At 70.1% G+C, this 16,676-nt stretch carries 16 protein-coding genes; 9 read left to right on the top strand and 7 right to left on the bottom strand.

Annotated features, from left to right (window positions below; translation table 11 throughout):
- Positions 1-2: 2 nt before the first annotated feature.
- Together ACFWPS_RS09510 and ACFWPS_RS09505 are read right to left on the bottom strand one after the other, a co-directional pair.
- Positions 3-590 (bottom strand): pyridoxamine 5'-phosphate oxidase family protein, encoded by a 588-nt coding sequence (locus tag ACFWPS_RS09510; RefSeq protein ID WP_383702796.1) that lies wholly within the window; start codon positions 588-590, stop codon positions 3-5.
- A 119-nt stretch (positions 591-709) separates the two neighbouring features.
- Positions 710-1,579 carry a hypothetical protein gene (locus tag ACFWPS_RS09505; RefSeq protein ID WP_383702794.1) on the bottom strand — a complete coding sequence of 290 codons (870 nt, stop codon included), beginning with the start codon at positions 1,577-1,579 and terminating at the stop codon, positions 710-712.
- Positions 1,580-1,822: 243 nt separating this feature from the next.
- Here ACFWPS_RS09505 and ACFWPS_RS09500 point away from each other — a divergent pair, with 243 nt between their 5' ends.
- The 3 genes from ACFWPS_RS09500 to ACFWPS_RS09490 all read left to right on the top strand — a co-directional run bounded on the left by ACFWPS_RS09500 (position 1,823) and on the right by ACFWPS_RS09490 (position 6,369).
- Complete coding sequence (locus ACFWPS_RS09500; RefSeq protein ID WP_383702792.1) at positions 1,823-3,019, top strand: argininosuccinate synthase; 1,197 nt, start codon at positions 1,823-1,825, stop codon at positions 3,017-3,019.
- A gap of 98 nt (positions 3,020-3,117) precedes the next feature.
- A complete protein-coding gene (gene argH, locus ACFWPS_RS09495) occupies positions 3,118-4,548 on the top strand; it encodes an argininosuccinate lyase (protein ID WP_383702790.1) in 1,431 nt (476 codons plus the stop codon).
- A 384-nt stretch (positions 4,549-4,932) separates the two neighbouring features.
- The gene (locus ACFWPS_RS09490) at positions 4,933-6,369 is read left to right on the top strand and encodes a hypothetical protein (RefSeq protein ID WP_383702788.1); all 1,437 of its coding nucleotides are present in this window, start codon (positions 4,933-4,935) and stop codon (positions 6,367-6,369) included.
- A 15-nt stretch (positions 6,370-6,384) separates the two neighbouring features.
- Here ACFWPS_RS09490 and ACFWPS_RS09485 read toward each other — a convergent pair whose 3' ends face one another.
- Positions 6,385-7,140 (bottom strand): HAD family hydrolase, encoded by a 756-nt coding sequence (locus tag ACFWPS_RS09485; protein ID WP_383702786.1) that lies wholly within the window; start codon positions 7,138-7,140, stop codon positions 6,385-6,387.
- A 179-nt stretch (positions 7,141-7,319) separates the two neighbouring features.
- On the opposite strand from ACFWPS_RS09485, the gene ACFWPS_RS09480 reads away from it, so the two are divergent.
- From ACFWPS_RS09480 to ACFWPS_RS09470, 3 genes are all read left to right on the top strand, one after another.
- Positions 7,320-8,291, top strand: coding sequence for an aldo/keto reductase (locus tag ACFWPS_RS09480; RefSeq protein WP_383702784.1), 972 nt, complete (start codon positions 7,320-7,322; stop codon positions 8,289-8,291).
- 104 nt (positions 8,292-8,395) lie between these two features.
- Positions 8,396-8,947 carry a TetR/AcrR family transcriptional regulator gene (locus ACFWPS_RS09475; RefSeq protein WP_383702782.1) on the top strand — a complete coding sequence of 184 codons (552 nt, stop codon included), beginning with the start codon at positions 8,396-8,398 and terminating at the stop codon, positions 8,945-8,947.
- Positions 8,944-10,470 (top strand): MFS transporter, encoded by a 1,527-nt coding sequence (locus tag ACFWPS_RS09470; protein WP_383702781.1) that lies wholly within the window; start codon positions 8,944-8,946, stop codon positions 10,468-10,470. Before ACFWPS_RS09475 ends, ACFWPS_RS09470 begins: the two co-directional genes overlap by 4 nt.
- Positions 10,471-10,566: 96 nt before the next feature.
- On the opposite strand, the gene ACFWPS_RS09465 is transcribed toward ACFWPS_RS09470, so the two are convergent.
- Together ACFWPS_RS09465 and ACFWPS_RS09460 are read right to left on the bottom strand one after the other, a co-directional pair.
- A complete protein-coding gene (locus tag ACFWPS_RS09465) occupies positions 10,567-12,219 on the bottom strand; it encodes a multicopper oxidase family protein (protein ID WP_383702779.1) in 1,653 nt (550 codons plus the stop codon).
- A gap of 197 nt (positions 12,220-12,416) precedes the next feature.
- Positions 12,417-13,088: a lysophospholipid acyltransferase family protein gene (locus tag ACFWPS_RS09460; RefSeq protein WP_383702777.1), complete on the bottom strand. Its 672-nt coding sequence runs from the start codon at positions 13,086-13,088 to the stop codon at positions 12,417-12,419.
- Between the two features lie 324 nt (positions 13,089-13,412).
- On the opposite strand from ACFWPS_RS09460, the gene ACFWPS_RS09455 reads away from it, so the two are divergent.
- From ACFWPS_RS09455 to ACFWPS_RS09445, 3 genes are all read left to right on the top strand, one after another.
- Positions 13,413-14,591, top strand: coding sequence for a glycerophosphodiester phosphodiesterase (locus tag ACFWPS_RS09455; protein ID WP_383702775.1), 1,179 nt, complete (start codon positions 13,413-13,415; stop codon positions 14,589-14,591).
- 75 nt (positions 14,592-14,666) lie between these two features.
- Complete coding sequence (locus ACFWPS_RS09450; protein WP_383702773.1) at positions 14,667-15,173, top strand: sigma-70 family RNA polymerase sigma factor; 507 nt, start codon at positions 14,667-14,669, stop codon at positions 15,171-15,173.
- A gap of 44 nt (positions 15,174-15,217) precedes the next feature.
- A complete protein-coding gene (locus ACFWPS_RS09445) occupies positions 15,218-15,715 on the top strand; it encodes a GNAT family N-acetyltransferase (protein WP_361291245.1) in 498 nt (165 codons plus the stop codon).
- A gap of 115 nt (positions 15,716-15,830) precedes the next feature.
- Here the strand turns inward: ACFWPS_RS09445 and ACFWPS_RS09440 are convergent, their stop codons facing one another.
- Both ACFWPS_RS09440 and ACFWPS_RS09435 read right to left on the bottom strand, forming a co-directional pair.
- Positions 15,831-16,250: a hypothetical protein gene (locus ACFWPS_RS09440; RefSeq protein ID WP_383702771.1), complete on the bottom strand. Its 420-nt coding sequence runs from the start codon at positions 16,248-16,250 to the stop codon at positions 15,831-15,833.
- Between the two features lies 1 nt (position 16,251).
- Positions 16,252-16,611 carry a hypothetical protein gene (locus ACFWPS_RS09435; protein ID WP_383702769.1) on the bottom strand — a complete coding sequence of 120 codons (360 nt, stop codon included), beginning with the start codon at positions 16,609-16,611 and terminating at the stop codon, positions 16,252-16,254.
- Positions 16,612-16,676 lie beyond the last annotated feature (65 nt).

Below are 16,676 nucleotides of genomic sequence, written 5' to 3'. Positions count from 1 at the left end.
GCTCAGACGGTAGACGGAGGCAGCGGCAACGGCAGCCCGGGTAGGCCGTCCAGGCTCACCGCGATGTGGTCCTTCTTCTCGAAGTACGCGCTCAGCGAGGCGTCGTCCTCGCGCCCGAAGCGCTTCCCGTGCAGCTCACGGTCGGCCTCGTACGCCATGTAGGGGACCGCGTAACCGCAGCTGTCGCGAATGAGTTCGGCGTGTACGACGATGATCGCGCGCAGGCCGTGCAGGGTCGGGTCGATGTCCGGGAAACGGGTGAGGAGTTCCGCGAAGCGCGGGTCGTCGCGGAAGACCGCCTCACCGTGGCCGTGCACCCGCACGATGTTCGGCGGGCCCTGGAACGCGCACCACATCAGGGTGATGCGGCCGTTCTCCCGCAGATGGGCGATGGTCTCGGCGTTGGAGCCGGCGAAGTCCAGGTAGGCCAGGGTGAGTTCGTCGAGTACGGCGAAGGAGCCCTTGAGGCCCTTGGGGGAGAGGTTGACCGTGCCGTCGCCCGCGAGCGGGGCGGTGGCGGTGAAGAACAGGGGCTGTTCCTCGATGAACGTGCGGAGCCTGCCGTCGATGCGCTCATAGGTCTTTCCCATACCTGGAAATTATCGGCGCGGCTACTTCGCTCGTCTGAGGAATTCCGGGATCCGGACAGGCCCCACTGCGGCCGCCCCGGCCGGCGCTGTACACGGGGCGGCCACAGCTGCCTGTCACGTCACTTGGTGAGCGTGCAGGCGGCCAGGGAGTCGAGGCCGGTCGGCTTGGTCGACGTCCGGCCGATCGCGATGGCGATCCGGTCGATGGTCGACTTCCGCTTGTCCTCCAGCGGGCCGAGGATCGCGTTCTGCACGAAGTTCGGGCCCCCCTGGCCGACCGTGGTCTGGAGCCGGTTGTTGGCCTCGGTGATCTGGGTCTGGAGCAGGGTGAGGTTGCGGTCGACCTCCGCCTGCGCGGACGCGGGGATCGCCGGGAGCTGCGAGGCGACGTCCGGGCAGGTGATCGTGCCGACGGCACTGGTGTTCGTGCTCGTGCTGCCGGTGCTGCCCGTCGACTGCTGCTGGGTCGCGGCCGTGCTCGGCGTGGCCGAGGCGGTGCCCGTCGCCGTACCGCTGCCCGTGTTCGTGCTCGTCCCGCTGGCGTTCAGGGTGCACGGCGCCAGCGAGTCCAGGCCGGTCGGCTTGGCGGCCGTACGGCCGATCGCGGTCGCGATCCGGTTGATGGTCGCCACCCGCTTGTCCTTCAGGGGACCGAGGATCGCGTTGTTCACGAAGTTCGCCCCGCCCTGGCCCACCGTGTCGACCAGCCGCTTGTTGGCCTCCTGGATCTGCGTCTGGAGGAGCGTGAGGTTCCGGTCGACCTCGGCCTTCGCGGAGGCCGGGATCGCGGGCAGCTGGGAGGCGACGTCCGGGCAGGTGATGGTGCCGGGCGAGGCGGCGAGGGTGCGCGCGTTGCTCGTGCCACTGCTCTTGTCGGGCGTACCGGCGAGGGCCGAACCGGCGATGACCGCACCGGAGAGCGCCACGGCGGCAGCGCCGCCGATGAGCACGACGCGACGCTTGTTGTACTTCGGAAGAGCCCTGGACATGCGGATGCCTCACTTGGGTCAGAGGTGGGTTTACAAACGCGGCGCCGGCGTTCAGGGATGGGTACGAGAAAGCGGTTTCGTTTGTTCAAACCCCTTTCACAAATCTCCGACACTGCTCGGAAGGTCTCCACCGCCGGAGCGGGCCGGAGCGAGTTGGAGTGTGTTGGAGTGAGTTGGATTGACGAATCATGCAGAGCTCTGCATACTCATGCATAGCAAGTGGATGTACGTGAGGAGGGACCCATGACCGAGCGCGTCGTACTCGCCTACTCCGGCGGGCTGGACACCTCCGTCGCCATCGGCTGGATCGCCGAGGAGACGGGCGCCGAGGTCATCGCCGTCGCGGTGGACGTCGGCCAGGGCGGCGAGGACCTGGACGCCATCCGCAAGCGCGCCCTGGCCTGCGGCGCGGTCGAGGCCGAGGTCGCCGACGCCAGGGACGAGTTCGCCGACGAGTACTGCCTCCCGGCGATCAAGGCCAACGCCCTCTACATGGACCGCTACCCGCTGGTCTCCGCCCTCTCCCGGCCGGCCATCGTCAAGCACCTGGTCGCCGCCGCCCGCAAGCACGGCGCCACCACGGTCGCCCACGGCTGCACCGGCAAGGGCAACGACCAGGTCCGCTTCGAGGCCGGCATCGTCGCCCTCGCCCCCGACCTCACCTGCATCGCACCGGTCCGCGACTACGCGATGACCCGCGACAAGGCCATCGCCTTCTGCGAGGCGAAGAACCTCCCGATCGCGACCACCAGGAAGTCCCCGTACTCCATCGACCAGAACGTCTTCGGCCGCGCCGTCGAGACCGGCTTCCTGGAAGACATCTGGAACGGCCCGATCGAGGACATCTACGAGTACACCCGGAACCCGGCCACCCCGCGCGAGGCCGACGAGGTGATCATCAGCTTCGAGGCGGGCGTCCCGGTCGCGATCGACGGCAGACCGGTCACGGTGCTCCAGGCGATCCAGGAGCTCAACGAGCGCGCGGGCGCCCAGGGCGTCGGCCGCATCGACATGGTCGAGGACCGTCTCGTCGGCATCAAGTCCCGCGAGGTGTACGAGGCGCCGGGCGCGATCGCGCTCATCACGGCCCACCAGGAGCTGGAGAACGTCACCGTCGAGCGCGAACTCGCCCGCTACAAGCGGCAGGTGGAGCAGCGCTGGGGCGAACTCGTCTACGACGGCCAGTGGTTCTCCCCGCTCAAGCGCGCCCTGGACGGCTTCGTCGACGAGGCCAACCGGCACGTCACCGGCGACATCCGGATGACCCTGCACGGCGGCCGAGCGGTCGTCACCGGCCGCCGCTCCGACTCCTCCCTCTACGACTTCAACCTCGCCACCTACGACACCGGCGACTCGTTCGACCAGGCCGCGGCCAAGGGCTTCATCGACATCTACAGCCTGTCGTCGAAGATCGCGGCGCAGCGTCAACTGCGGGCGTAGCCCGACGCGACCTCGCCCGACCAGTAGCGTGACGACCGCCTCCCCGTTCATGGCCGGGGAGGCGGTGCCACATCCGTATCTCTCTAGGAGCAACGCAAGTGAGCAGCAACAGCGGTGACGTACGGCTCTGGGGCGGCCGTTTCGCCGACGGTCCCGCCGAGGCCCTGGCGAAGCTGTCCGCGTCCGTCCACTTCGACTGGCGGCTCGCGCCCTACGACATCGCCGGTTCGCGTGCCCACGCGCGCGTGCTGCACAAGGCGGGCCTGCTCACCGAGGACGAGCTCCAGCGCATGATCGCCGGCCTCGACCAGCTGGAGGCCGACGTCGCCGACGGCTCCTTCGTCGGCACGATCGCCGACGAGGACGTGCACACCGCCCTGGAGCGCGGCCTCCTCGAACGCCTCGGCCCCGACCTCGGCGGCAAGCTCCGTGCCGGCCGGTCCCGCAACGACCAGGTCGCGACCCTCTTCCGGATGTACCTCCGGGACCACGCCCGCACCATCGGCGCCCTGATCGCCGACCTCCAGGACGCCCTCGTCGGTCTCGCGGAGGCCCACCCGGACGTGGCGATGCCCGGCCGTACCCACCTGCAGCACGCCCAGCCGGTCCTCTTCGCCCATCACGTGCTGGCCCATGTCCAGTCCCTGTCCCGGGACGCCGAGCGGCTGCGCCAGTGGGACGACCGCACGGCCGTCTCCCCGTACGGCTCCGGCGCCCTCGCGGGCTCCTCCCTCGGTCTGGACCCGGAGGCGGTCGCCGCCGACCTCGGCTTCGAGCGCGGCAGCGTCGCCAACTCCATCGACGGCACGGCCTCCCGCGACTTCGTGGCGGAGTTCGCCTTCATCACCGCGATGATCGGCGTGAACCTCTCCCGGATCGCGGAGGAGGTCATCATCTGGAACACGAAGGAGTTCTCCTTCGTGACCCTGCACGACGCGTTCTCCACGGGCTCGTCGATCATGCCCCAGAAGAAGAACCCGGACATCGCGGAGCTGGCGCGCGGCAAGTCCGGCCGCCTGATCGGCAACCTGACGGGCCTCATGGCCACCCTCAAGGCCCTCCCGCTCGCCTACAACCGCGACCTCCAGGAGGACAAGGAGCCGGTCTTCGACTCCTGCGACCAGCTGGAGGTCCTGCTCCCCGCCTTCACCGGCATGATGGCCACCCTCACCGTCAACCGCGAGCGCATGGAGGAACTGGCCCCGGCCGGCTTCTCCCTCGCCACCGACATCGCGGAGTGGCTGGTCAAGCAGGGCGTCCCCTTCCGGGTCGCCCACGAGGTGGCCGGCGAGTGCGTCAAGGCGGCGGAGGCCGAGGGCAAGGAACTCGACGAGCTGACCGACGACCAGTTCGCGAAGATCAGCGCCCAGCTGACGCCGGAGGTACGGACGGTCCTGAACGTCCCCGGCGCCCTCGCTTCGCGCAACGGCCGTGGTGGTACGGCACCCAGTGCGGTGGCAGTGCAGCTGGCGGAGGTCAAGGCGGACCTGGCGGCACAGCACGCCTGGGCGGCGGCCAGGACGGCCTAGCCCAGCGCATCGTGAAGGGCCCGGACACGTTGTCCGGGCCCTTCACGCTGTCCGGTGACAGAGTCTCGGCTCCGACCGGAGAACCCGGAGAACCCGGAGAACCCGGTGGGACCGAGTGAACCCGATGGGCCCCGGATGCAGGGCCTCCGTCCCCCGACTGGCCGTCGGCCTCGCCGGGACCGGCGGCCCGTGTGCATCGGGCGCGGGCCAGGAAGGACGGCCGGCCCAGCCGCTGCCGCTGCCCCTCTCGGGCGTCTCCGCCTGCTCCTGTTCGAATTGACACCGGGCTACCGGGGCCTCGTACTGAGTCAGGAGGCATTCGCGGGCAAAAATGCCCATTTGATGTACTCCGTCACCCCCCATCCCACCCCACATGGAGCCGCCATGACGGTGCAGTCACAACAAGCGACCATGCCGATGGTCCTGGTGTTCGAGGACGATCCCGGCGGAGATCCTCTGCACATCAACATGCCCGTACCGCATCCCGTCCCCCATCTGGACACCCAGCCCTTCCCGACGGCCATCGCGGACACCGCGCCGCAGCCGAACGGCGCCGGGCCCGGCACCGAGGCGTTTCGCTACTGGGTGGCGGCCGACTCGCTCAGCCGGGCCAGCCAGACCTGGGGTCCGCTGGTTCCGGCCGGGACGAAGTGGCATCCGCAGGTCGGACGCGCCCTCACGGCGCACCTCAACGCAGGAGACGACCTGAACGCCTTCTACGACCGAAAGGGCGTGTGGTTCTTCCGCAGCACGGTGGCAGGCGTCAACGTCGCCGCGTGCGAGAGCAACGAGGTTGTCCTGCACGAGACGGGGCACGGGATCCTCGACGCCCTGCGGCCCCAGTTGTTCAACATGGCGAGCGCGGAGACGGCCGCCCTGCACGAGGCGTTCGGCGACATCAGTGCCCTGCTGGGCTCGCTCCAGCTGGAATCCCTGCGGATCGCGGTCCTGGCCGAGACGCACGGCAACCTCGAACTGTCCTCGCGGGTGTCCAGGATGGCCGAGCAGCTGGGCTGGGCGATCCGCCAGGGCGCGCCGAGCGCGGTGGACCCGGACTGTCTGCGCAACATGTCGAACAACTTCTTCTACCGCGACCCGGTGCTGCTGTCGCCCAGCGAGCCCGCGAGCAGGATCTCCAGCGAGCCGCACTCGTTCTCCCGGGTGTTCAGCGGCGCGTTCCTGAAGATCGTCGCGGGGATCTTCCGGCAGCAGGACCTGCAGGACCAGGCCGGTCTGGGCAGGGCGGCCGAGATCGCGGGACAGCTGCTGGTGGACGCGGTCGTGGCCGCACCGGTGGTGTCCGCCTACTACGCGCAGGTCGCGGCCCACATGATCGCCGCGGACCATCGCCGGAACGGCGGCCTGTACGGCCAGTCCCTGCGCTCGGCGTTCATCCGGCACGGCATCCTCTCCCTGGAGGCTGCCGCATCCGTCACCGAGCCGGAGGTGGCACGCCGGGGCGCCGGAATCGCCGAGTCCACCCCGGGCGGTGGAGACGACGAGAGCCTGACGCCCGTCACGGTCCAGGGGGCGACGTACGGCGTCACCCAGCCGCTCACCCTCGCCGCCCCGGCGCAGGAGCGACGCTTCGGTGTCGCGGGCTCCGACCCCGCCGGCGGCTCGGTGCGGCCCTCCGACCCCGAGCGCGTCGCGACGTCGTACCTCGAGGACCTCTTCCGCCGCGGCCGGATCCACGTGCCGGCAGACCACCGGTCCGCCACGTCGTTCGCCGACGACAGCCCCTCCCGGCTCAAGACGCACGAGATCACGCGGAGTACGACCGGCGAGGGCCTGGCCCTGGTCCGGCGGTGCTTCGACTGAGTTCTCGGACCGCGTTCATCGGACAAAACGCAGGCGACGGACGGTGAGCCGTCCGTCGTCCTCGCGTTTGACCACGTGCGTCGTCTCGGGCGTCGGTTCCTCGCCCTCGAAGACCGCCTCGCCGCGGGCCAGCAGGTCGCTGACGAATTTCTCGGTGGCCGCCAGCTCCTCCACCCCTCCCTGCACGTCCACCGTGAAACCGGCGCTTTCGAGCACTTCGGTGCCCCGCGTGGTCGCCGTGGCCACCACGAGTCGCTGGGAGACGACCTGCACGGGAACGGCCTCGGTCCTGCTCATGGCCGCGGTCAACGCCGACTGGTCCTGGTCGCCCGGCAACTCGATCCGCACCCGGAACACGGGACGGTTCTCCATCGCGGCCACGGTGAACACCGGGTGCGTCGCGGTACGCATCCCGGCCTCCCGGGCGAACGCGCGCTCCCGGGCGTTCTCGCCCACGAAGACACAGTCGTCGGCTGTCGCACCCCCCGTGCTCGCGACTGCCCGGTCGAAGATCTCCCGGCTGTCCTTCGCGCCCCAGTGCACAAGGGCCTCGTCCGTGAAACGGCCGGGGAACGCCTGCGCCAACGCGCTCGCTGCCCGCGCTGCGGCACCGTCGTCCGTCCCGGGGTTGGAGATGATGCCCTTGCGCACCTCGCCGAGGGCGTCGAGCACGGCGACGACACGTGGCAGGGGCTGCAGTCTCAGTGAGCCGTCGGGGTCCACATGGGGAACCGCAAGGGTCTCACCGATGTCGAAGAAGATCACAGACATGGTGAGTGCCTCCCCATGGTGAACGCTTTCGAGTCTGGACCGCCGGAGTGAAAACGGTGCGGGCGTGAAGTGCGGCGGCAGCTCCCGGCGCGGGGCCGAACCGTGCGGGGCTGGGTAGATTGGTGCGCGATCCCTCCCCTGAGGTGAGATCCCCTTCGCCGACCGTGCCGGGAGCCCCCATGCCGTTCAGCCGCCTGGCCACCGTGACCACGCCCACCGCGCACATCGGCCTCGGCCTCGCCGCGGTCGGCCGCCCCGGCTACATCAACCTCGGCCGCGAAGCCGACCTCGGCGAGGACCGCAGCGTCGGCGCCCTGCGAGCCCGCACGCACGAACTCCTCGACGCCGCCTACGCCCAGGGCGTCCGCTACTTCGACGTGGCCCGCTCCTACGGCCGCTCCGAGGAGTTCCTCGCCGACTGGCTGACCGCCCGCCCCGACGTCACCGACGTCGTCGTAGGCAGCAAGTGGGGCTACACGTACACGGCCGGCTGGTCGGCGGACGCCGAGACGCACGAGGTCAAGGACCACAGCCCGCAGACGTACGACCGTCAGCGCGCCGAGACCGCCGAGCTGCTCGGCGACCGGCTCGACCTCTACCAGATCCACTCGGTGACCCCGGACAGCCCCGCCCTCACCGACAAGGAACTCCACGCCCGCCTCGCCGAAGCCGCGGCCACCGGCCTCACCGTCGGCTTCTCCACCAGCGGCCCCGCCCAGACCGACGCCATCCGCGCCGCCCTCGCCGTCACGGTCGACGGCGAGCCCCTCTTCCGTACCGTCCAGTCCACGTACAACGCCCTGGAGACCTCGGCAGGACCGGCCCTCGCCGAGGCGCACGACGCCGGGCTGACGGTGATCGTGAAGGAGGGCATGGCCAACGGCCGCCTGGCCGCCCCGCACGCGCCCGACGCCGTGCGGGCGGTGGCGGAGGAGACCGGCATGGGCTGCGACGCCGTCGCCCTCGCGGTCGTACTCCGCCAGTCCTGGGCCGGCGTCGTCCTCTCCGGCGCGGCGACGCTCGCCCAGCTCGCCTCCAACCTGCACGCGGCCGTGGTCGACCTCGACGCGGACCAGCTGACCCGGCTCGCCACCCTGGCCGAGGACCCGCGCGCCTACTGGGAGCGACGCGGCAGCCTGCCCTGGCACTGACGCAGCAGTCTGTCCTGGGACGGACGCGACCTCTGATCCGCCCTCGATGATTCACGCATGCCAATAATGAGACATCAATGTCTCACATGGGCTACTCTTGTCTCATGGCCCTCGATCGCGACCACGTCCTGCGCAGCGCAGCCGCTCTGCTGACCCGCAAATCCACCGCGACCATGGACGAGGTCGCCAAGGCCGCCGGGATCAGCCGGGCCACCCTGCACCGGCACTTCGCCGGGCGGGACGCGCTCGTCCGTGCGCTGGAGGCGCTCGGCATCGAGGAGTGCGAGGCGGCCCTGGACGCGGCCCGCCTGGACGAGGGCCCCGCGGCTGACGCCGTACACCGCCTGGTCCGCGAGATCGAACCGGCCGCCGGCCTGCTCGCCTTCCTCTACACCGAGAACCAGCTGTTCGAGGGCGAGGGGCAGAACGAGGGCTGGACGCGGATCGACGACCGCATCGCGGCCCTCTTCCGGCGCGGTCAGCAGAGCGGCGAGTTCCGTATCGATCTCGCACCCGCCTGGCTCACCGAGGCGCTGTACGGCCTGTTGGCCTCCGCCGCCTGGGCGGTCTCGGAAGGCCGCGTCGCCCGCAAGGACTTCACCCACATGATCGTCGAGCTGTTGCTCGGCGGCGCACGACGAAGAGAGGAATCATGACCAGCACCCTGCAGCCGGCGCGCGTCGCGGAGGCGGAGGAGAGGCGTCCGGGCCGTTGGCTCGCGCTCTCCGCCCTCGTGCTCGCCGTGCTGTTGGTGGCCGTCGACGCGACCGTCCTCGGCCTGGCTACCCCCTACATCAGCGAAGACCTCAACCCCTCCGGCACCCAGCTGCTCTGGATCGGCGACGTCTACTCGTTCGTCATCGCCGGCCTGCTGGTCTCCATGGGCAGCCTCGGCGACCGCATCGGCCGCAAGCGGATCCTGCTCGTGGGCGCGACGGCGTTCGGTGCGATATCCGTCCTGAACGCGTACGCGTCGACCCCCGGGATGCTGATCGCGGCCCGCGCCCTGCTGGGCGTCGCGGGCGCGACCCTGATGCCCGCGACCCTCGCCCTGATCCGCAACCTCTTCCACGACCCGCGCGAGCGCAGCCTCGCCGTCGGTATCTGGGGCGCGGCGGCCTCGGCCGGTACGGCCGTCGGCCCGATCGTGGGCGGTTTCCTGCTGGAGCACTTCTGGTGGGGTTCGGTCTTCCTGATCAACCTGCCGGTGATGGTGGTCCTGGTCCTGGTCGGCGGCAGGACGCTCCCCGAGTCCCGCAACCCCGCCCCCGGCCCCTGGGACCTCACCAGCGTCGTCCTGTCGCTGGTCGGCATGATCGCCCTCGTCTACGCGGTGAAGGAGGCCGCCACCCACGGCCTCACCGGCGTGACCGCGGCCACCGCCCTCCTCGGCGCCACGGCCCTCTACGGCTTCGTCCGCCGCCAGCTCACCATGCCCAAGCCCCTGCTGGACATGCGGCTGTTCCGCAACCGCGGCTTCAGCGGCGCGGTCCTGGCCGACCTGCTGACCGTGCTCGGCATGTCGGGCCTGGTGTTCTTCCTCTCCCAGTACCTGCAACTGGTCCAGGGCAGGCACCCGTTCGAGGCGGGCCTCGCCGAACTCCCGGCCGCGGTCGGCGCGGTGGCGGCGGGCCTGGCGGCCGGCCGGGCTGCTCGCCGCTACTCGGTACGGGCGGTGGTCTCCGGCGGCCTCGCGGCCGTCGGCGTGGCCCTCGCGGCCCTGACCACCCTCTCCCGGTCCACCGGCTACCCGATCCTCGGCGCCGCCCTGCTGGTGGTCGGCATCGGGGCGGGCTTCTCCTTCACGGTCACCGCGGACGTCATCCTCTCCAGCGTCCCCAAGGACCAGGCGGGCGCCGCCTCGGCGGTCTCCGAGACGGCGTACGAACTGGGCGCGGCGCTCGGCATCGCCCTGCTCGGCTCGATCGTCATGGGCGTCTACCGGGGCTTCACGGCCCCGCCGGGCACTCCGGTCACCGCCCACGAATCGCTGGGCGCGGCGGTCGAGGCGTCGACGGCCATGCCCTCCCCCACGGCGGCCTCGATGCTGACGGCGGCCCGCGACTCCTTCACCCACGGCCTCCACCTGGCCTCGGGAGCAGGCGCCGCAGTCCTGCTGGCGACGGCAGCGGCAGCGTGGTTCCTGCTACGGAACCAACGGCTGGAGAGCGCCCCGTAAGGGGCGCGGGGCTGTGTTTGATTTGCGGCTGCCGCCGCGTGGGCGCGAGCAACCACGACGTACCCGCGCTCGAAAACCGCCGAATCCCCCCATGAATCACTTCTTATAGCCCAGCACCGTCATCATCCCGCTCTCCGAGTGGTACTGGTTGTGACAGTGCAGCATCCACAACCCCGGATTGTCGGCATCGAAGTCGAGCACCAGCTTGCGATGCGGCAACACGATCGTCGTGTCCTTGCGCGCCCCCTCCGAGCTGATCCCGCCGACCGAGAACGTGTGCCCGTGCAGATGCATCGGATGCCACATGTCGGTCGCGTTGACGAGCGTCAGCCGCACCCGCTCACCGGCCCGCACCGCATGCCGTTCCCGCACGTCGTACGTCTTGTGGTCGAACCCCCAGTCGTACTTCTGCATCGTCCCCGTGATCCTGATCCGCAGGTCGCGGTCGGGAACCCGGTCGTCCATGGCGACGGACTCGGCCGGCAGCAGGCGGCGCGCCGGCACGATCTCGCGGTCCAGTTCATCAGGACGGACATCCGGCGCGGGAAGGTTTCTGCCCTTGTCGGTGCGGAGGATCGCGAGCGCCTTTCCCTTCTTGCCCTCGGCGAGTGCGACGAGCGGGAAGACGCCGTCCTTCGCGGTGACGAGGACGTCGTACCGCTCGGCCATGCCGACGAGCAGCGCGTCGGTCCTCGTGTGCTGCACGGGATAGCCGTCCGTGTGGGTGACGGTCATGGCGTGCCCGCCGAGCGCGACCCGGAAGGCCGTCTCCGAACCCGCGTTGATGATGCGGATCCGGACCCGGTCGCCGGGGCGGCAGCGGAAGACGGAGGGGTCGGTACGCAGCCGTCCGTTGGCCAGGTAGTGCGGGTAGGCGACATTGCCGCCCTCGCCGTGCAGCATGCTGCTGTGGGAGTCGCGCAGCACCCGGTCGGGACCCATCGGCATCTTGGACCTGGACCTGGAGGGCGACGCGGACGGTGACGCGGACGCGTGCGCCGTTCCGTGGGGGCTCGGGCTGCCGCGCCCGGGACCCATGCCCATGCCCATGTCCATCGCCATGGACCCGCCCGGCTTGAGCTGGTCGAGCACCTGCTCCGGGTTGGAACCGTCGATGTCGTCGAGCCAGTCGTCCAGGACGACGATCCATTCCTGGTCGTAGGAGAGCGCCTCCTTCGGGTCGTCGACGACGAACGGCGCGTAGAGGGCCCGGTCGGGCTGCATGCCGACGTGCGAGTGGAGGAGATACGTGCCCGGGTGGGAGGCGACGAATCGGTAGATGAAATCCGTCCCCGGCGCGATGGGGGGCTGGGTCAGGTCCGGCACGCCGTCCATGTCGCAGCGCAGCCGCACCCCGTGGGCGTGCAGCGTGGTCTTCTCGGGCAGCTGGTTGGAGAGGGTCAGACTGAGGACGTCACCGGCGGTGACGCGCACCAGCGGCCCCGGCACCGACTCGTTGTACGCCCAGCTGTGGACCGACCGCCCACCCAGGTCCAGCATGCTCTTGGCGGCCGTGAACTTGATCATCCGGACGGGACCGGACCCGCGTTTCCGCTCGGCCGCGAGCACCTCCGGGTCCGACGGATTCACGTACCCCCTGGGCCCCTGCGGGACGAACGCCGCGGTGCCGGCCGTGTGTTGCGGGCCGGAAGTGGGCTCGGAGCCGGAGTCGGAACATGCCGCAAGGAGCCCCGCCCCGGCGGCGGCGAACGGAGCACGGAGCAGGGTACGCCGAGAAGGTTTCTGCATGTCTGAATAAGACATGCTGTGTGCTCATATGGTCGGTAAATGCGGACGAATGACCGAAGTGTCGGGGCAGATTCCACCGGCAGGCGGACGCCGGACGGGTGTCAGGCAGATGGCAGACAGAAGGGCACGGACCACCGGTCCGTGCCCTTCCGCCGAAAGAGTGTCAGCCGGCCCTCGCCGTCGGCCGGTCTCCGTCGTCAGGCGGCCTTCGCCTTCGTGGCGTACATGTCCACGTACTCCTGCCCGGACAGCCGCATCACCTCGGCCATCACCGAGTCGGTCACGGCCCGCAGCACGTAGCGGTCCCGGTCCATCCCCTCGTACCGGGAGAACTCCATGGCCTCGCCGAACCGGACGGTGACCTTGCCCGGCCGCGGGATGCCCGCGCCGCCCGGCTGCAGCTTGTCCGTGCCGATCATCGCGAACGGCACCACCGGCGCACCGGTCATCAGCGTCAGCCGCGCGATGCCGGTACGGCCCCGGTAGAGCCGGCCGTCGGGGGAGCGGGTGCCCTCCGGGTAGATCCCGAAGACCCTGCCCTCGTCCAGGATCCGCTTGCCGGTCATCAGCGCCGCGACCCCGCCGCTCGCGCCGTCCCGGTCCACCGGGATCATGCCGACGCCGGTGAAGAACCAGGCCATCAGCCGGCCCTTGAAGCCCTTCCCGGTGACGTACTCGTCCTTGCCGATGAAGAACACCTGCCGCTTGCTCACGAGCGGCAGGATCATCGAGTCGATGAACGTGAGGTGGTTGCCGGCGAGGATGACCGGACCGTCCCCCGGGATGTGCTCCACGCCCTCCACCTGGGGGCGGAACATCAGGCGCATGATCGGTCCGAGCACTGCCTTGATGAGCGCGAAGCGGGACAACGGGTCCTCCGATGTCGAGGGGCGGTATGAGTCTGTGCAGGTGAGGACATTACTCGCGGCTCTGTGGGAAGCGCACATCGGGTACGGCCGGTTCACCGAGGTCTTACGTACTGTTGACGCTGGTTTACCTGCGGTGACACTCCGGGGCCAGGCCGTAACGAGCTCGCGACGATGTGACGGAAGTCGCCGACGGACCGTCATGACTCGCCGTCCAGCAGCCATACGGCGTCACCCGGCCGTTGGGTCGGCGGTCTCCCTTCGGCCACATCCGCAGCCCTACGATCAGCCGGCATCAAAGGGCGAAGGTCAGGCAGGAGAGCGGTCATGAACACGCACGACTCGAACGGGCGGACGCAGATGAACGGCACGACCGGACGGCGGGCGCTGCTCGGCGCCGCGGTGCTCGGCGCGGGCGGCGCGGTCCTCGGGCTGCCCGGCGCCGCCAGGGCGGCCGACGCCAAGCAGTCCGGGCACGGCGGCCTGAGCAGCCTGCCGAAGCCGACGATCATCGGCCACCGCGGCTCCAGCGGCTACCGCCCCGAGCACACCTTCGGTTCCTACAACCTGGCCCTCGACCTCGGTGCCGACGTCGTCGAGGCCGGCGACCTCGTCCCCACCAAGGACGGTCACCTGGTCTGCCGCCACGAGCCGGAGATAGGCGGCACCACCAACGTCGCCGACCACCCCGAGTTCGCCGACCGCAAGACCACCAAGACGCTGGACGGCGTGCCCACCACCGGTTGGTTCACCGAGGACTTCACGCTCGCCGAGCTGAAGACGCTGCGCGCGATCGAGCGCATCCCGGCCAACCGCCCGCACAACACGATCTACAACGGCCGCTGGGAGATCCCCACCTTCGAGGAGGTCCTCAAGTGGCAGGACGAGCAGACCCGCAAGCGCGGCAAGCAGGTCTGGATCTACCCCGAGACCAAGCACCCCACCTACTTCCGCCGCCTCGGCCTCGGCCTTGAGGAGCGCGTCGCCAAGCTGCTGCGCAAGTACGGCAAGGACAAGCGGAACTCGCCGGTCATCCTGCAGTCCTTCGAGCCGAGCAGCATCCAGCGTCTGAACACGCTGCTCGACAACCCGCTGGTGGTGCTGCTCTCCGGCGCGACCACGCAGCCCTACGACTTCGTCGCGACGGGCGACCCGCGCACGGTCGCCGACCTGATCACGCCGAAGGGCCTGCGGGAGATCGCCGGTTACGCGCAGGGCATCGGCCCGACCGTCGACCTGATCATCCCGAAGGACGCCGGCGGCAACTTCACCACGCCGAGCACGCTGGTCGCGGACGCGCACAAGGTGGGCCTGATCCTGCACCCCTACACCATGCGCAACGAGAACCCCTTCCTGCCGCCGGCCTACCGCAACGGCACCGCCGCGGACGCCTACGGCAACGTCTTCCCCGTCTTCCAGAAGTACTTCGAGACCGGCATCGACGGCGTGTTCACCGACAACGCCGACACCGCCCTGCTGGCCCGCGCCGACTTCGTCAACGGCTGAGCCCCCGCACCCCGTTCGGGGTGTCTCCCGGCCGCCCCGGCAACCTGCCCCCGGGGCGGCCGCGTCGTTCCGCACATGACGCACGACCTGGTCGCCGCCCTGCGCCCGCTGCTCACCGCCGAGGCCGCCGCGGAGGCATACGCCTTCGGGGGCGACCCTCGCGACCTGGAGCAGACCGTGTGGCTCCGCCTCCTGGAGCGCCTGGAGAGCCACGGCCCGCCCCGGGCCCCCGAGGACTGGCTGCGCCGGGCGGTCCGCGCCGAGTCCCGCCGCACCCGCCGTACCGCCCGCCGGGAACGCCCCTATGCCATCGACCCCGCCGACCCCGCCACCCCCACCCCCGAACAACGCGTCCTCACCACCGCCCGCCACCGCGCCCTGCGCGAGGCGGTGACCCGTCTCCCCGGCCGCTGCCCCCGCCTCCTCCATGCCCTGCTCTCCCCGAAGGACCTGACATACCGGGAGATCGCGGGGGAGTTGGGTATCTCACAGGGCAGTCTCGGCCCGGAACGTTCCAGATGTCTGGGATGTCTGCGCCGATTGTTGACGCCGGAGGTTGCGCCTCGCGAAGCGCGGGGATAGGAGTGAGAACAACAGGCGATCAGGTGAGCGGGAGGCGTGCGCACATGGGCATGAGCGTGACCATCTCGGTGGCGACCGAGCAGGATGCAGAGCAGATCTTCAGGCTCCAGTACCTGTGCTTCCAGAGCGAGGCGGCGCTGTACGGCAACTACCGCATCGACCCGCTCGTCCAGAGCCTCGACTCGGTCCGCCAGGAGCTCGCCACCGACTGCGTCTTCGTCGCCCGCCTCGGCGAGGAGGTCGTCGGCTCGGTCCGCGGCTCGGTCACCGAGGACGGCGCCGCCGCCATCGGCAAGCTCTGCGTCCACCCCCGCCTCCAGGGCCACGGAATCGGAGCGAGGCTCCTCCGCGCGGCGGAAGGGGCCCTGGCCGAGGAACGCGGAGCCAAGAAGTTCCGCCTCTTCACGGGCCACCGCAGCGAAGGCAACCTCCGCCTCTACCGCCGGGTCGGCTACGAAACCGTAGGCACGTCGAAGGGCGCAGACGGCGTCCCGATGATCGTCCTGGAAAAGCCGGCCAGCACATACGCGACAACGGCGTGACTTTTTAGTCCCCTTGGCCGAAGCGCCCCTTTAGGGGCGCGGGGCTGTGTTTGATTTGCGGCTACCGCCGCGTGGGCGCGACCAGCCACGAACCACCCGCAGTCGCGCACGTTCCTCAGGTTCCAGCCCTCTTGGCGTTCTTCCGCAACCAGTACAACGCGGAAAGCGGCAGCAGCACAGGAATGAACACGTACCCCATCCCGTACTCCGACCACACGGTCGCATCCGGGAACGCGGAAGAGTCGACGACCGTCCACGTACCCACGATCAACACCCCCGCAAGCTCGGCGGCGCAGCACACCTGCGCCACCCTGCGCGCAGTCTCGCCGCCCCGCACCAGCGTGTACGTGATGAACGCGTACACCACCCCCGCGACCGCCGACAGCGAGTACGCGAGCGGCGCCCGGTCGAACTCCGTCGCGATCTGGTACGCGGACCGCGACACCGCCCCGACGACCATCACGCCGTAGAACCACACCAGCAGCGTCCCCGGCCCACTGGTCAGCCGCTTCGGCCTCTCTTCCACGGCCGTCATCTCACCCTCCCCAGATGTCATAGAGCCGCACCTCCAGCACGGCAAGCACCACACCGCCCGCGGCGACCGTCACGGAACCCCACCGCGTCCGCTCGGCGAGCGACATGAACCCCGCGGCCGGCACGCACGCGAACGCGCCCAGCAGATAGGCGACGAAGATCGTCGTTCCCTGTTCCGGCTTCTCGCCCCGTGCCAACAGCACGATCCCGGCGATCAGCTGGATCAACGCCAGCACCGTCACCACGGCCATCCCGATGAAGTGCCAGTCCTTCGTCGGCTGGTCCCGGTACGCCGCCCAGCCGCACCACGCGGCGAGCAGCAGCGCGGCGACTCCGGTCACCAGCAGCAGGGCATTGAGCATGCGGTGACCTTATTACGGCCGAAACGGCCCGATGCCGTCGCCCCTGCCGTACACCGTAGGGTCGA

It is taken from the genome of Streptomyces sp. NPDC058457 (assembly GCF_042720695.1).
Taxonomy (GTDB): domain Bacteria; phylum Actinomycetota; class Actinomycetes; order Streptomycetales; family Streptomycetaceae; genus Streptomyces.
This window is presented reverse-complemented; position numbering and strand designations above follow the sequence as displayed.

Coding starts and splice junctions, on each gene's coding strand:
- ACFWPS_RS09510 (WP_383702796.1), bottom strand. CDS start 590: ATGGGAAAGACCTATGAGCGCATCGACGGCAGGCTCCGCACGTTCATC.
- ACFWPS_RS09505 (WP_383702794.1), bottom strand. CDS start 1,579: ATGTCCAGGGCTCTTCCGAAGTACAACAAGCGTCGCGTCGTGCTCATC.
- ACFWPS_RS09500 (WP_383702792.1), top strand. CDS start 1,823: ATGACCGAGCGCGTCGTACTCGCCTACTCCGGCGGGCTGGACACCTCC.
- ACFWPS_RS09490 (WP_383702788.1), top strand. CDS start 4,933: ATGACGGTGCAGTCACAACAAGCGACCATGCCGATGGTCCTGGTGTTC.
- ACFWPS_RS09485 (WP_383702786.1), bottom strand. CDS start 7,140: ATGTCTGTGATCTTCTTCGACATCGGTGAGACCCTTGCGGTTCCCCAT.
- ACFWPS_RS09480 (WP_383702784.1), top strand. CDS start 7,320: ATGCCGTTCAGCCGCCTGGCCACCGTGACCACGCCCACCGCGCACATC.
- ACFWPS_RS09475 (WP_383702782.1), top strand. CDS start 8,396: ATGGCCCTCGATCGCGACCACGTCCTGCGCAGCGCAGCCGCTCTGCTG.
- ACFWPS_RS09470 (WP_383702781.1), top strand. CDS start 8,944: ATGACCAGCACCCTGCAGCCGGCGCGCGTCGCGGAGGCGGAGGAGAGG.
- ACFWPS_RS09465 (WP_383702779.1), bottom strand. CDS start 12,219: ATGCAGAAACCTTCTCGGCGTACCCTGCTCCGTGCTCCGTTCGCCGCC.
- ACFWPS_RS09455 (WP_383702775.1), top strand. CDS start 13,413: ATGAACACGCACGACTCGAACGGGCGGACGCAGATGAACGGCACGACC.
- ACFWPS_RS09450 (WP_383702773.1), top strand. CDS start 14,667: ATGACGCACGACCTGGTCGCCGCCCTGCGCCCGCTGCTCACCGCCGAG.
- ACFWPS_RS09445 (WP_361291245.1), top strand. CDS start 15,218: ATGGGCATGAGCGTGACCATCTCGGTGGCGACCGAGCAGGATGCAGAG.
- ACFWPS_RS09440 (WP_383702771.1), bottom strand. CDS start 16,250: ATGACGGCCGTGGAAGAGAGGCCGAAGCGGCTGACCAGTGGGCCGGGG.
- ACFWPS_RS09435 (WP_383702769.1), bottom strand. CDS start 16,611: ATGCTCAATGCCCTGCTGCTGGTGACCGGAGTCGCCGCGCTGCTGCTC.